Raw genomic sequence first — 13,894 nt, 5'->3', positions numbered from 1 at the left:
GGATTTTTGTTGTTAAAACCCGCACAACCCCTTTGTCAGACAAGATTTCATCGATTCCACACCGCACATAAGACCAGTCATTTTTCAGAATATGGGCTATATCACTGCCATTCACCCAAAATAGCAGAACATATCGCCATACAGCCATCAAACAGGGTCGATTACAGTGAAAAAAACCATCAATTTTGAACGGATGAGATTTAACGCTGTATAACATTTGCATGAACCGATGATTATACCGCCAGAGTTATATGTAACAGATTATTACAAACGTATTGCCAGATGGGGCTGGATAGTGAACATTACCCGCCGTTTCCCCTCCCAATATAACTATAAAGCGGATGGACTACGGTCATCACGCTATGAACACCCCCGTTAATATGGGATGTAAAAAAAGAGGTATATGTGTCTACTGCAAACAATAAACCAACAGATGAGAGCGTAAGTCTTAACGCTTTCAAACAGCCTAAAGCGTTCTATCTCATTTTCTCTATCGAATTATGGGAGCGTTTTGGCTACTACGGCCTGCAAGGGATCATGGCGGTTTACCTGGTTAAACAACTGGGTATGTCTGAAGCCGATTCCATCACGCTGTTCTCTTCCTTCAGCGCCCTGGTGTATGGCCTGGTCGCTATCGGCGGCTGGTTAGGCGATAAAGTCCTCGGTACTAAACGAGTCATTATGCTGGGCGCCGTTGTTCTGGCGATTGGCTATGGGCTGGTTGCCTGGTCCGGGCACGATGCAGGTGTGGTTTACATGGGCATGGCTACCATCGCGGTAGGTAACGGCCTCTTCAAGGCGAACCCGTCTTCCCTGCTCTCTACCTGCTACAGCAAAGATGACCCACGTCTGGACGGTGCATTTACCATGTACTACATGTCCATCAACATCGGTTCCTTCTTCTCTATGCTGGCAACCCCATGGCTGGCCGCAAAATTCGGCTGGAGCGTAGCGTTTGCGCTGAGCTTCGTGGGTATGCTGATCACCGTTGTGAACTTCCTGTTCTGCCGTAGCTGGGTTAAAGACTACGGTTCAAAACCAGACTTCGAACCCGTGCACATGGGCAAACTGCTGGCAACCATCGTCGGCATCGTGATCCTGGCCGCTGTCGCCACCTGGCTGCTGCACAACCAGGGCGTTGCACGTGCCGTACTGGGCGTGGTTGCGCTGGGTATCGTGATTATCTTCGCGAAAGAAGCCTTTGCGATGCAGGGTGCGGCACGTCGTAAGATGATTGTGGCGTTCATCCTGATGCTGGAAGCGATCATCTTCTTCGTTCTGTACAGCCAGATGCCAACGTCTCTGAACTTCTTCGCTATCCGCAACGTTGAGCACTCCATCCTTGGTATCGCGTTCGAGCCGGAGCAGTATCAGGCCCTGAACCCGTTCTGGATCATGATTGGTAGCCCGATTCTGGCCGCTATCTATAACAAGATGGGCGACCGTCTGCCTATGCCGCACAAGTTCGCTATCGGTATGGTGCTGTGCTCTGGCGCATTCCTGGTGCTGCCGCTGGGGACGAAATTCGCCACCGACGCGGGTATCGTGTCTGTTAACTGGCTGATCCTGAGCTATGCGCTGCAATCTATCGGTGAACTGATGATCTCCGGTCTGGGCCTGGCGATGGTTGCGCAGCTGGTCCCTCAGCGTCTGATGGGCTTCATCATGGGCAGCTGGTTCCTGACCACCGCTGGCGCGGCTATCATCGCAGGTAAGATTGCGAACCTGATGGCGGTACCAGACAACGTTACCGACCCGCTGGTTTCCCTGAATGTCTACGGCACCGTGTTCATGCAAATTGGTATCGCGACCGCCGTGATTGCCGTGCTGATGCTGCTGACCGCACCTAAACTGAATCGTATGACCCAGGACGACGACAAATCCGCTAAAGCGATCAAAACCGCGAACGCGTAATGTCATCGGGAAACGACTGAACAGAAGCCGCTAATTGATTAGCGGCTTTTTTTTTATCCGAACGCGCACTAACATAGCTGGAACCTCAGCAAAAAGGAGTTACCGATGAAACTGTTCTATAAACCGGGCGCCTGCTCTCTTGCTTCCCATATTACGCTTCGCGAGAGCGGTAAAGATTTCACGCTGGACGGCGTTGACCTGATGAAAAAGCGTCTGGAAAACGGGGATGACTTTTTTGCGATTAACCCAAAAGGCCAGGTTCCGGCCCTGCTGCTGGATGATGGCACCCTGCTGACCGAAGGGGTGGCGATTATGCAATTCCTGGCGGACAACGTACCGGATCGTCAGCTCCTTGCCCCCACCGGCAGCATTGCGCGTTATAAAACGCTGGAGTGGCTGAACTATATTGCCACCGAACTGCACAAAGGCTTTACGCCCCTGTTCCGCCCGGACACGCCGGAAGAGTACAAACCTACCGTGCGCGCGCTGCTGGAGAAAAAGTTGCAGTACGTTAACGACGCGCTGAAAGACGACCAGTGGATCTGTGGCTCGCGTTTCACCATCGCCGATGCCTATCTGTTTACCGTTCTGCGCTGGGCGCGCGCGGTTAAGCTGAACATGGAAGGATTAGACCATGTCGCATCGTATATGACGCGCGTGGCGGAGCGTCCTGCGGTGGCAGCGGCGCTGAAAGCGGAAGGATTGAATTAACCGAGCGACCTGGATTGCCGGGTGGCGCTGACGCTTACCCGGCCTATAAATTCCATAGGCCCGTGCAAGCGCAGCGCCGCCGGGCGTTTTCTAAAGCTGCGTTGCGCTAAAATAGTGCTCCGGCTTCGCGATGCGATCCTGCGCCGCGACGACCTGAAGCTCATATTCCTGCATCGTCTTCGTCGCAATCATGATTTCATAAACGGCTGCGGTGACGTGCTCCAGCGCATCGCGCAGGCTCGCGCCCTGCAATAGCTTCACCAGCAGCAAACCGCTGGTCACATCCCCGACCCCGACAGGCTGACGTGCACCGAAATCCACCAGCGGTCGACTGATATGCCAGGCTTCATCCTTCGTCACCAGCAGCATTTCAAAACGGTCCTGGCTCAACCCTGCGCGTGCCAGGTGCTTAACCAGCACAATCTCTGGCCCCTGGGCGATCAGCTCGCGAGAGGCGCTTACCGCCTCTTCTACGCTGTTGACCGGATGCTCGCACAGGATCTCAAGTTCAATCAGGTTGGGGGCAATAATATCGCTGGCGGGCAATGCATGACGGACATGAAACTCCGCAACGCCCGGCGCTACGATGCAGCCTTTTTCCGGATGTCCCATCACCGGATCGCAGAAATATTTCGCCGCGGGGTTTGCCGCTTTCACCTGGCGCACAATGCCGAGGATATGTTCCCCCTGCTCCGCCGAACCCAGATAGCCGCTCAGTACGGCATCGCAGCGTTTAAGCTGGTCGATATCCGCAATCCCCTGAACGATTTCCGTCAGATGCGACGGCGGCATTACGCAGCCGGTCCATTTACCGTACTGGGTGTGATTCGAGAACTGGACGGTATTGAGGGGCCAGACGTTAACGCCGAGGCGGCGCATCGGGAATTCCGCAGCGCTGTTGCCAGCATGTCCAAACACAACGTGGGACTGAATGGCGAGGATGTTCTTCATGTTGTACTTACCAAACCCTGTCAAAACAAAAGGGGCGTGGTTTCCCACGCCCCTGCATACTTTTAATTACTTCCAGCAGACCAGGCAGTAATTTTTCTTACCGCGACGCAGCAGCGTGTAGCGACCATAGAGACGGTCGTTCTCGGTAAAGGTGTATTCCGGATCGGCCTGTTTTTCGCCATTAATGGTGATCGCGTTAGAGGCGATGGTTTTACGCGCCTGACCGCGAGACGGCTGGAGCTCGGAGTCCACCAGCGCCTGCATCAGATCGGCGCCTTTTTCCATCTCAACCATCGGCACGCCATCCTGCGCCAGCTGTTCGAAATCCGCTTCGCTTAAATCGCTCAGGGTTCCGTTGAACAGGCTAGCCGTAATGCGCTTCGCCGCCGCCAGACCTTCTTCGCCGTGAACCAGTTTAGTCACTTCGTCCGCCAGCACGTACTGGGCGCGTGGTGCTTTACCGCTGTTCTTGTCTTCTTCTTCCAGCGCATTGATTTCTTCGATATCCATAAAGGTGAAGAACTTCAGGAAGCGATAAACGTCGGCATCCGCCGTGTTGATCCAGAACTGGTAGAACTTGTACGGGCTGGTTTTCTTCGGATCCAGCCATACCGCGCCGCCTTCGGTCTTACCGAACTTGGTACCGTCGGCTTTGGTGATCAACGGCACGGTCAGACCAAACACCTGATTCTGGTGGAGGCGACGGGTCAGATCGATACCGGAGGTGATGTTACCCCACTGGTCGGAACCGCCAATTTGCAGAGAGACGCCGTGCAGTTTGTTCAGGCAGGCGAAGTCATACCCCTGCAACAGGTTGTAGGAGAACTCCGTGAAAGAGATACCCTGATCGTCACGGTTAAGACGCTGCTTTACTGCTTCTTTGTTAATCATCTGGTTAACAGAGAAGTGTTTGCCGATGTCACGCAGGAACGTCAGCACGTTCATGCCACCAAACCAGTCGTAGTTGTTCGCCGCAATCGCAGAGTTGTCACCGCAGTCGAAATCCAGGAACGGTGCAACCTGTTTACGGATCTTATCCACCCACTCCTGCACGGTGTCTTCGGTATTCAGCTTACGCTCAGCGGCTTTGAAACTTGGGTCGCCAATCAGACCGGTCGCGCCGCCAACCAGTGCGACAGGCTTATGGCCGGCCATCTGGAAGCGTTTCAGGCATAACAATGGAACAAGATGCCCCAAATGCAAGCTGTCAGCGGTGGGATCGAAGCCGCAATAGAGCGCGATCGGGCCTTGCGCCAGTCGCTCTGCTAACGCTTCCTCGTCCGTCACCTGGGCCACGAGGCCCCGCTCTTGCAATTGTTTAATCAAGTTACTGCTTGCCATCAAATTCTCCATGTATAAACGACTGCACCTTTGCCGGTACACGACTTTTCGCCTGATGCGAAAGGACCATAGAATAAAGCGCCAGCGCGGTGTGCGCTAGCGCTTAAATCAACAAATTTTGGGGATTACGGGGCCAGTCTGTCGATTTTCCAGCCACCGTTGTCGCGCTGGTATAAAAAGCGGTCGTGGAGACGGTGTTCACCGCCCTGCCAGAACTCTATCTGTTCAATGGGAATGCGGAACCCGCCCCAGAAACTCGGCAGCGGTACTTCACCCTGCTGAAACTTCTGTTTGAGTTCGAGGAATTTACTCTCCAGCACGCCGCGGGCTGAGATTCGGCTGGACTGTTTAGAGACCCAGGCGCCGATCTGACTGTCGCGCGGGCGGCTGTGGAAATATTTTACCACTTCGAGCGTAGAGAGGCGCTCCGCCTTGCCGGTGACCATCACCTGGCGCTCCAGCATATGCCACGGGAAGAGCAGGCTAATACGCGGATTATTTTCAAGGTGATGCGCTTTACGACTGCCAAGGTTGGTGTAGAACACCAGCCCTTTCTCGTCATAATGCTTGAGAAGAACGATGCGTTGATACGGCTGACCATTTTCATCAACCGTGGCAACGACCATTGCCGTCGGGTCAGCCAGTTTCGCTTCGCAGGCCTGCTTCAGCCAGCGTTCAAAAAGCACCAGCGGTTCGGCGGGAAGATCCTGGCGGCGCAGGCCGCCTTTGGTGTATTCACGGCGCAGATGCGCAATTTGCTGTAGTTCGTCGTTATCTGACATGGCGTTAGCTGAAAGTGAGATTGTGTGGCGCTATTGTGCGCGCCCCCTTCAAAAATCTCAACGCTTCGGATTTTCAAGCTGACAATTGTTCAGCACAATGCGGTCACGCTTGTAGACGGTGGCGCTGTCGCCTTTCGACCAGAAGACGTAGATCCCGTCTGAGTAGCGCGCACCGGAGGCCGACATTCCCTGCTTCAGCGTTAACAACTTATTGTCATAAACAAAGCTGGCTTCCTGATGCGGGTTGTTCAGCTTCACCGTCAGCGGTTTTTCATCACAACGATATTCCAGCGTATCGGTTTGCATACGCTCAACGAACTGGTTATAGACGCTGCATCCGGTCATAAGAAAAGGTACAGCAATGAGAAGAAGTTTTTTCATGGGCAGATTCCGAAGACTATCCTGGTCCTGGAGGGCCTAACCGCCCTCCTGTTTTTCCCTATTTTACGGGTTACGCCTCCCGCTGAATTTCAGTTAACTCTGATTATGGCGCGGGTTTGCGGGGAAAATGGCCCCAAGGACGCTCGCCTCCCGCGCACCGGTTACGGAGGGTAAATTCCCCGGCAGACCGGCAACCGTACGCCAGGCAAGCCAGGCGAAGGCCAGCGCTTCCATATCGTCTCCGCTGATCCCGGCTTCATCAGTGGTCGTGACTTCGGTGCCCGGCAGCAAGGCGGCGAGGCGTGCCATCACCAGCGGGTTGCGGCTTCCGCCTCCGCATACCAGCAAGCGCTCACATCCGCCGCTCAGCAACACCTGTTCAGAGATCGACACCGCGGTGAGCTCCGTCAGCGTAGCCTGCACATCCTGAGGCGCAAGGCCGGGGAAGCGCGCCAGCTGACGTTCAAGCCAGCCGTAGTTGAAATATTCCCGCCCCGTGCTTTTCGGCGCGGGCAGAGCAAAGAAAGGATCGCTTAACAGGGTTTGCAGCAAGGGAAGGATCACTTTCCCCTGGCTGGCCCACTGCGCGTCTTTGTCGTAGGCTTTACCGCTCTGACGCCAGATCCAGGCATCCATCAGCATATTACCGGGTCCGGTATCGTACCCCCGCACGGGCTGCCCGGGAATAAGCATCGACAGGTTGGCGATCCCGCCGATGTTCAGGACCATCCTGCGCTCTACCGGGTGCGCCAGCAGCGCCTGATGAAATGCCGGAACCAGCGGCGCCCCCTGCCCGCCGAGGGCCATATCGCGACGACGGAAATCACCCACCACCGTCACGCCGGTTTTTGCCACAATCTGGTTGTTATCGCCAATTTGCATCGTGTGCGGCGCCTCGCCGACAGGTTCATGCCAGACGGTCTGCCCATGGCAACCTATTGCCACGATATCCTGCGGGTGGAGTCTTTCCTGCTGCATCAGGGCCAGTACCGCCTCAGCAAACAGCGCCCCCAGACGCACATCCAGTTGGCCCAGTTGGGAAAGCGTCAGCTGTTGTCCCTGGCAGATGTTCAGGATCTCTTCTTTTAACGAGACAGGAATAGGCCAGGTCAGGCTTGCCTGCTGCGCCACCATGTTTTCATCAATGGCGGCCAGAACGACATCCACACCGTCAAGACTGGTACCAGACATCACACCGATATAGCGACCCGATTTCATGCGCTTTCCTTACGTTACATGGGCTAAGTGCAAACACTCCATCATAAATAACGCGGCTTTGCTATGCGGTGATAATATTTTTTAACAATCTCAGACCTGTAGCACAGACGGTTTTTGTTTATGTCCCGTTAAGCCCTGTTGAAGTAAAATTTATCTATTCGGCATGCAAAGATATGAACTGTGGTCAGGAATGCCATATAATTTAGCCATAACGGATGCCCCAACCGGGCGTTTTTTGGTGAACAGGAGAGTCAAATGATTTTACGTGTACTGGGCGTTTCGCTGATTGGTTTAACACTGGCGGGTTGTGTGAATGACAGTTCACTCTCCGGCGACGTATATAGTGCTTCTGAAGCTAAACAGGTACAGAACGTGACATACGGTACTATCGTTAATGCCCGTCCTGTTCAGATTCAGGGTGGCGATGACACGAACGTGGTGGGCGCAATCGGTGGTGCTGTGCTGGGTGGTTTCCTGGGTAATACCATTGGCGGCGGCACCGGACGTTCTCTGGCTACCGCTGCGGGCGCAGTTGCAGGCGGCGTAGCGGGTCAGGGCGTTCAGGGTGCGATGAACAAAACTCAGGGCGTTGAGCTGGAAATCCGTAAAGACGATGGCAGCACCATTATGGTTGTGCAGAAACAGGGTAACACCCGCTTCTCTGCTGGCCAGCGTGTTGTACTGGCAAGCAACGGCAGCCAGGTTACCGTCTCCCCGCGCTAATATCCTGATGGATGTGGTCTGTTCAGACCGCATCCATTTAACAAAATCATCGTTTCCAACAATATATTTGCACAATACATTCACACGGTGAATTATTCATTTCATCTATTTTTGTCCGTGCGCAAAGTATTTTTTATTTCCCCCACTTAGACTCTTCGCAATCTCTTTTCTTTTTTAATTTTTAAATTCTCTATGCTTGCGATCTGTCGATTTGTAAAGAACCGCTTTGTGGCCTTCGCGCTTGGATGCATTGTTATCATTGCCGTATTACAAGCTTTTTTTATAAAACTTGTTGAATGGGTCCCTTCGTTTTCACCTTTGTTTTTCCCTACGCTGACGATATTTCTTCTGGTGTTTCATCTGTTTATTGCCTGTTTTATGGCAATGAAATACTGGTGCGACAGAAGGCGATTATATCTTGTTCCCATTGCCCTGGCCTTTGCCGGCTCAGCGTTATTGATGGTGGGGACTCTGTCCAGCTTCCCGGCCTGGCTTGATCTCTATCAGTTCAACGTGGCGAACTATAATGACGCCATGATTTTCTATATGTTCCGCCACTTTTTAATGGCGGTGCTGATAATCATCTCGGCATTGCTGTATACCCTGCGTACGTCCGCTCTCTCACGAAGCACCCACATCGGTATCGTTGTCGGCGCCTCGCTCTTTACGGGCAGTATGCTTGGGCTGGCATTGTTCTATTCCAGCCATTCAACCCTGCTCACACTGGACCTGGTAGACAATGAAACCCGACAGTTTATGGTTCTCTGGAGCCAGGCGATTAATATCATTTTGATCGTCCTGTGGGTAGTAACGTTAATCACCCTGATGGCCATTACCCGCGTGAGGAATTTGTTTTGGGTCGGCGGCAATTTTTTATGCGTCTGTTATATCGTCACCCTGCTCATGCTATTGTTAGGCGGACACGCTGAAGATATTTCATGGTACCGGGCACGGTTATTCGAAACTGTCGCTACATTAATCATTATCTTCATCTTACTTTCCGATGTATTTAATTTGTATCGTGACTCGCATGTAAAATATCAGCAGTCTTATCAAAACTCGATCCGCGATCCCCTCACCCGTCTGTATAATCGTAGCTATTTCTATGATTCATTAAACCACGCGCTGAGTACAGCAACCCTGGCGCACCCGGTATCGGTGATCGTGAGCGATCTTGACCGTTTCAAACGCATTAACGACTGCTACGGCCATTTGCAGGGGGATAAGGTTTTACAGTTTGTCTCAAACCTGTTGACCGATTCAGTGCGACCGCAGGATATCGCAGCGCGGATCGGCGGCGAAGAATTTGTGCTCATGCTGACAAATACCCCTTCCGATCTTGCGCAACAGGTTGCCGAACGCATACGTCTCAAATTGAGCGGTTTCGACAACGTCAGCAGCGGCGGTTATCTCCCGGAACCGATAACTATCAGTATGGGGGTATTCACCGCCACCTCGCCGGAGACCAGCGCTGAAACCTGTGTGGAAAGCGCGGATAAAGCCATGTACGAGGCAAAAGAGACGGGCCGCAACCGGGTGGTGGTGTTCAGAACATGACAGAGGCCTTGCACCAGCAAGGCCTGTGAATAACGTCAGTCGCGCGACTGTAAATCGTGGATGTTTTGTTCAAGACGGGCGATGAGTCCGATCAGCATCTCCAGCTCAGTGGGGGAAATACCGGCCAGGATCTCCCCTCGCGTTTTACTGATGACGGTCTCCATCTCAGTAATAATCGGGGCCGCTTTTTCCGTCAATTTAATCCGCTTGGCGCGACGATCGCTGGCGCAGGTTTGTCGGGAGATGAGTCCCTTCTCTTCCAGCTGGTCAAGGGTACGCACCAGAGAAGGCTGCTCAATACCAATCGCTTTTGCCAGTTGGATCTGTGACTGATCGGGCGGGAGCTGATGAATGTTATGCAGCGTAACCCAGTGCGTCTGCGTAAGTTCCAGAGGTTTCAGGCGATGGTCAATCAGAGCACGCCAGATGCGTACCAACCTTGCCAGATCAGAACCTAATGGCGATTCCAATTTCATCTCCTTATAATTAGCTTGCTAAGTGATTATAGTGATTTTAGAATAGTTTGCAGTATTTGTATTGCCAAAACAAATGCAATCACGGTATTCATCATTCCTTAAAGGATGATTTACACTGAATGGTAATGCGCCATCGCATTGAAATCTGCCAATGTGGCCCTCATTCCACCGCAAAGGATCGCTGCTTGTGACGTTGTTTTCCTTCTCCGCAGGGTTGCCCCTCCAGGATTTGATTGTTGGCGCATCGGTCTACTTTCCGCCACTGTTTAAAGCCGTGATGGTCGGTTTTGTAATCTGGCTCATTGCGCATCGTTTGCTGCGCGACTGGATGTATTCTGGTGAAATCTGGCACCCGATGTTAATGGATCTCTCCCTGTTTACCCTCTCCGTCTGTCTTGGCCTTGCCGTGTTAACCGTGTGGTGAGAATAGCATTGAAAACGTTAAAATATTTTTCCACTCTTTTCGTTTTAGCGCTGGCGGTGATGGCCGGCTGGTGGCTCTGGAATTATTACATGCAGTCGCCCTGGACGCGTGACGGCAAGATCCGCGCGGAACAGGTCAGCATCACGCCACAGGTGTCCGGCAGTATCAGCGCGCTTCTGGTGAAGGACAACCAGTACGTTCATGCGGGCGATGTGCTATTCCGTATCGATGAGACCCCTTTCCACATTGCGGTGCTTAATGCCCAGGCGCAGCTCGCAAAAGCTCAATCAGATCTGGCAAAAGCCAATAACGAAGCCGAACGCCGCCGCCATCTGTCGAGAAATTACATCTCTGCGGAGGATCTCGATACCGCCAATATCAATGTAAAAGCCATGCAGGCCAGCCTGAAGGTTGCAGAGGCAACGCTGAAACAGGCCGAGTGGCAACTGACCCAGACCGTAGTCAAAGCCCCGGTGGATGGATGGATCACGAGCCTGTCTACCCGTGTGGGTGATTACGCCACCACAGGCCAGCCGGTCTTCGCCCTGGTCGATAGCCACTCTTTCTATGTTGTAGGTTATTTTGAAGAGACCAAGCTGCGCCATATCCGCGAGGGTGCGCCTGCCCGGATCACGCTTTACAGCGGTGCAGAAACGTTACAGGGTCACGTTAGCAGCATAGGTCGGGCAATATACGATCAGAGCGTGGAAACCGATTCTGGCCTGGTGCCTGACATCAAACCCAACGTCCCGTGGGTGCGCCTGGCTCAGCGGGTGCCTGTTCGCGTCGAGTTTGATCAACTGCCGAAAGACATTACCCTGGTCTCTGGCACAACCTGCACCGTCGCCATCGGATCGCGATGATGAACCTGGGGGCTTTCTCCTGGCGCAATACGCCGTGGATAAAAGCGACACGGCCGCAGTGGCGTTATGCGCTGCGCAACGGCATCGCCATGTGCCTTGCGCTTACGGTTGCCTATTATCTGAATCTGGATGAGCCTTACTGGGCGATGACCTCTGCGGCGGTCGTCAGCTTCCCTACCGTCGGGGGCGTTATCAGTAAAAGCCTCGGGCGCGTGGCGGGTAGCCTGCTGGGGGCAACCGCCGCACTGCTTCTTGCCGGCCATACCCTGAACGATCCCTGGCTCTTTCTGTTAAGCATGTCGGCATGGCTGGGGCTGTGTACCTGGGCCTGCGCCCATTTTACCAATAACGTTGCCTATGCGTTTCAGCTGGCGGGTTACACCGCGGCCATTATCGCCTTTCCGGTCGTCAACGTGCTGGATACCACCGAGCTGTGGGATATCGCCCAGGCACGCGTGTGTGAAGTGATGGTTGGCATTCTGTGCGGGGGCGTCATGATGATGATCCTGCCCAGTACCTCAGATGGCACTACGCTTATCACCGCCCTTAAAACTATGCACGCACGTTTGCTGGAACATGCCAGCCTGCTCTGGCAGCCTGACAGCAGCGATGACATCCGCCTCGCGCACGAAAAGGTCATCGGCCAGATCCTGACCATGAACCTGTTGCGCATCCAGGCTTTCTGGAGCCACTACCGTTTTCGTCGCCAGAACACGCTTCTGAACTATTTACTGCACCAGCAATTGCGGATGACGAGCGCGATCTCAAGCCTTCGCCGGATGTTGCTGAACTGGCCTGCACCGCCAGCCCATACCCGGGAGATTATCGAGGCGCTGCTCGCCGCTCTTGCGCGTCCGGATGCCGATATCTATACCGTGGCCCGCATTATCGCGCCGCTCGCCCCAACGGATGAATATGACTACAGGCACCGTGCCTTCTGGCAGCGTCTGAACTATTTCTGCCGCCTGTATCTGCGCAGCAGCCGCTGGTTAAAAGCCGTCGAGAATGCCACGCCCGTCACCGAATTTTCCGTTCCCGGTAGTCCTGCTCTGGCGCGCCATACCGACGCAATGGAGGCGCTGTGGAGCGGTTTTCGTACGTTTTGCGCGTTAACGGCCGTGGGCGCATGGGCCATCACCACGCAATGGGATGCGGGCAGTGCGGCCCTGACGCTTGCGGCAATCAGCTGCGTGCTCTATTCCGTCGCCGCTTCCCCCTTTAATTCCCTGACGCTTCTGCTGCGTACGCTGGTACTGCTGTCGCTATTCAGCTTCGTGGTGAAATTTGGTTTGATGGTGCAGATAACCGACCTCTGGCAATTTCTGCTGTTTCTCTTCCCGCTATTAACCACCATGCAGTTGCTCAAACTGCAAATGCCTAAACTGGCCGGTCTGTGGGGTCAGTTGATTGTTTTTATGGGCTCATTTATCTCTGTAACGAATCCACCGGTTTACGATTACGCTGATTTTCTCAACGACAACCTGGCGAAGATCCTCGGCGTGGGGCTGGCGTGGCTGGCTTTCGCTGTGCTACGCCCGGGCTCGGACGCGCGTAAAAGCCGCAGGCATATTCGGGAGTTGCGCAGGGGTTTTGTCGATCAGCTGAGCCGCAGGCCGCATCTGCGCGAAAGCGAGTATGAATCGCTGGTTTACCATCATGTCAGCCAGCTGAACAACAGCCAGGATTCACTCTCCCGTCGCTGGCTGCTGCGCTGGGGCGTGGTGCTGTTAAACTGTTCGCACGTGGTGTGGCAACTGCGCGCCTGGGAGACGCGTTCCGATCCGCTGTCGCAGGTCCGTGATAACTGTATTTCCATGCTCCGAGATGTGATGAGCGAGCGCGGGGTGCAGCAGCGCCCCCTGAGCGTCACGCTCGCCGAGCTTCAGCGTATTTGCGACGCGCTGGCGCACCATCATCAGCCTGCGGCCCGCGATCTGGCGTCCATTATCTGGCGGCTGCACTGCTCCCTGTCACAGCTTGAACAGGCGCCGCCACCCGGTACGATTGGCGATCAGATCACCCCGCAGGCATAGCGCGCCCCGCCGCCGCCAAGCGGTTTAGGCTGATCGGACATGTTATCGCCGCCCACGTGGACCATCAGCGCCTTGCCTTTGACCTCGTCAAGCTTTTTGAGTCGTGGCGCCACAACCGGATCGGTGGCTTTACCATCGTTATTTACCACCAGCACCGGCAAATCGCCGAGGTGCCCCATCCCTTCCGGGCCTTCATGCTTACCGGAGTTGTGCGGGTCGAGATGCCCCCCTGCGGCTTCCGCAGCTGTTGGTTTCCCCTCTTTCATCGCGGGTTGACAGCTGCCTTTGGCATGAACGTGAAAACCATGTTCGCCGGGTGGAAGAGCCTTGAGATCGGGAGCAAATTCCAGCCCTTTATCGGTTTCGGTGATTTTCACCGTCCCGATGGACTGGCCTACCCCCTGAGAAGTGACGAGATTCATTTCAACGTCCTCGCTGGCTGCCTGCGCACCTGCACAAACAACCAACGTGACCATTGCCAGAGCAAAACGCTTCATAAGACCTCCACGGGTTATTTTTT

At 54.2% G+C, this 13,894-nt stretch carries 14 protein-coding genes; 7 read left to right on the top strand and 7 right to left on the bottom strand.

Going from position 1 to position 13,894, the window contains the following annotated elements:
* The first annotated feature begins 405 nt into the window (after positions 1–405).
* Together dtpA and gstA are read left to right on the top strand one after the other, a co-directional pair.
* Complete coding sequence (dtpA, locus tag L379_RS12995; RefSeq protein WP_003857596.1) at positions 406–1,914, top strand: dipeptide/tripeptide permease DtpA; 1,509 nt, start codon at positions 406–408, stop codon at positions 1,912–1,914.
* A 105-nt stretch (positions 1,915–2,019) separates the two neighbouring features.
* Positions 2,020–2,625, top strand: coding sequence for a glutathione transferase GstA (gstA, locus tag L379_RS13000; RefSeq protein ID WP_003857598.1), 606 nt, complete (start codon positions 2,020–2,022; stop codon positions 2,623–2,625).
* A gap of 90 nt (positions 2,626–2,715) precedes the next feature.
* On the opposite strand, the gene pdxY is transcribed toward gstA, so the two are convergent.
* From pdxY to anmK, 5 genes are all read right to left on the bottom strand, one after another.
* Entirely contained in the window at positions 2,716–3,576 is an 861-nt protein-coding gene (pdxY, locus tag L379_RS13005) for a pyridoxal kinase PdxY (RefSeq protein WP_015570669.1), read from the bottom strand.
* Between the two features lie 66 nt (positions 3,577–3,642).
* Positions 3,643–4,917, bottom strand: a complete 1,275-nt coding sequence (gene tyrS / locus L379_RS13010; protein WP_017384594.1) for a tyrosine--tRNA ligase — start codon at positions 4,915–4,917, stop codon at positions 3,643–3,645.
* Positions 4,918–5,042: 125 nt separating this feature from the next.
* Complete coding sequence (pdxH, locus tag L379_RS13015; protein WP_032648127.1) at positions 5,043–5,699, bottom strand: pyridoxamine 5'-phosphate oxidase; 657 nt, start codon at positions 5,697–5,699, stop codon at positions 5,043–5,045.
* A gap of 57 nt (positions 5,700–5,756) precedes the next feature.
* Positions 5,757–6,080: a C-type lysozyme inhibitor gene (gene mliC, locus L379_RS13020; RefSeq protein WP_015570672.1), complete on the bottom strand. Its 324-nt coding sequence runs from the start codon at positions 6,078–6,080 to the stop codon at positions 5,757–5,759.
* 93 nt (positions 6,081–6,173) lie between these two features.
* Entirely contained in the window at positions 6,174–7,298 is a 1,125-nt protein-coding gene (anmK, locus tag L379_RS13025) for an anhydro-N-acetylmuramic acid kinase (protein ID WP_015570673.1), read from the bottom strand.
* Between the two features lie 255 nt (positions 7,299–7,553).
* Between anmK and slyB the strand changes: the two genes are divergently transcribed.
* Together slyB and L379_RS13035 are read left to right on the top strand one after the other, a co-directional pair.
* Complete coding sequence (gene slyB, locus L379_RS13030) at positions 7,554–8,021, top strand: outer membrane lipoprotein SlyB (protein WP_003857604.1); 468 nt, start codon at positions 7,554–7,556, stop codon at positions 8,019–8,021.
* A 192-nt stretch (positions 8,022–8,213) separates the two neighbouring features.
* Positions 8,214–9,578 carry a sensor domain-containing diguanylate cyclase gene (locus tag L379_RS13035; RefSeq protein ID WP_017384595.1) on the top strand — a complete coding sequence of 455 codons (1,365 nt, stop codon included), beginning with the start codon at positions 8,214–8,216 and terminating at the stop codon, positions 9,576–9,578.
* A 35-nt stretch (positions 9,579–9,613) separates the two neighbouring features.
* Here the strand turns inward: L379_RS13035 and slyA are convergent, their stop codons facing one another.
* The gene (gene slyA / locus L379_RS13040) at positions 9,614–10,054 is read right to left on the bottom strand and encodes a transcriptional regulator SlyA (RefSeq protein WP_017384596.1); all 441 of its coding nucleotides are present in this window, start codon (positions 10,052–10,054) and stop codon (positions 9,614–9,616) included.
* 187 nt (positions 10,055–10,241) lie between these two features.
* Between slyA and L379_RS13045 the strand changes: the two genes are divergently transcribed.
* Genes L379_RS13045 through L379_RS13055 form a run of 3 tightly spaced genes read left to right on the top strand, consistent with a single transcriptional unit; the run spans position 10,242 to position 13,374 of the window.
* Positions 10,242–10,478 (top strand): DUF1656 domain-containing protein, encoded by a 237-nt coding sequence (locus L379_RS13045; protein WP_003857607.1) that lies wholly within the window; start codon positions 10,242–10,244, stop codon positions 10,476–10,478.
* A gap of 2 nt (positions 10,479–10,480) precedes the next feature.
* On the top strand, positions 10,481–11,341 hold the full coding sequence (locus tag L379_RS13050) for an efflux RND transporter periplasmic adaptor subunit (RefSeq protein ID WP_026080710.1): 861 nt from the start codon (positions 10,481–10,483) through the stop codon (positions 11,339–11,341).
* On the top strand, positions 11,341–13,374 hold the full coding sequence (locus tag L379_RS13055) for an FUSC family protein (protein ID WP_026080711.1): 2,034 nt from the start codon (positions 11,341–11,343) through the stop codon (positions 13,372–13,374). Before L379_RS13050 ends, L379_RS13055 begins: the two co-directional genes overlap by 1 nt.
* Here L379_RS13055 and sodC read toward each other — a convergent pair.
* Positions 13,353–13,871, bottom strand: a complete 519-nt coding sequence (sodC, locus tag L379_RS13060) for a superoxide dismutase [Cu-Zn] SodC (protein ID WP_023303563.1) — start codon at positions 13,869–13,871, stop codon at positions 13,353–13,355. The two genes, L379_RS13055 and sodC, sit on opposite strands and share 22 nt — an antisense overlap.
* Positions 13,872–13,894 lie beyond the last annotated feature (23 nt).

Source organism: Enterobacter sp. MGH 33, from assembly GCF_000534535.1.
In the GTDB taxonomy this organism is placed as follows: Bacteria; Pseudomonadota; Gammaproteobacteria; order Enterobacterales; family Enterobacteriaceae; genus Enterobacter; species Enterobacter hormaechei_C.
Note: the sequence above shows the minus strand (reverse complement) of the source record. Positions and strands in the feature narration are given on the sequence as shown.

Coding starts and splice junctions, on each gene's coding strand:
- gstA (WP_003857598.1), top strand. CDS start 2,020: ATGAAACTGTTCTATAAACCGGGCGCCTGCTCTCTTGCTTCCCATATT.
- pdxY (WP_015570669.1), bottom strand. CDS start 3,576: ATGAAGAACATCCTCGCCATTCAGTCCCACGTTGTGTTTGGACATGCT.
- tyrS (WP_017384594.1), bottom strand. CDS start 4,917: ATGGCAAGCAGTAACTTGATTAAACAATTGCAAGAGCGGGGCCTCGTG.
- pdxH (WP_032648127.1), bottom strand. CDS start 5,699: ATGTCAGATAACGACGAACTACAGCAAATTGCGCATCTGCGCCGTGAA.
- mliC (WP_015570672.1), bottom strand. CDS start 6,080: ATGAAAAAACTTCTTCTCATTGCTGTACCTTTTCTTATGACCGGATGC.
- anmK (WP_015570673.1), bottom strand. CDS start 7,298: ATGAAATCGGGTCGCTATATCGGTGTGATGTCTGGTACCAGTCTTGAC.
- slyB (WP_003857604.1), top strand. CDS start 7,554: ATGATTTTACGTGTACTGGGCGTTTCGCTGATTGGTTTAACACTGGCG.
- L379_RS13035 (WP_017384595.1), top strand. CDS start 8,214: ATGCTTGCGATCTGTCGATTTGTAAAGAACCGCTTTGTGGCCTTCGCG.
- slyA (WP_017384596.1), bottom strand. CDS start 10,054: ATGAAATTGGAATCGCCATTAGGTTCTGATCTGGCAAGGTTGGTACGC.
- L379_RS13055 (WP_026080711.1), top strand. CDS start 11,341: ATGAACCTGGGGGCTTTCTCCTGGCGCAATACGCCGTGGATAAAAGCG.
- sodC (WP_023303563.1), bottom strand. CDS start 13,871: ATGAAGCGTTTTGCTCTGGCAATGGTCACGTTGGTTGTTTGTGCAGGT.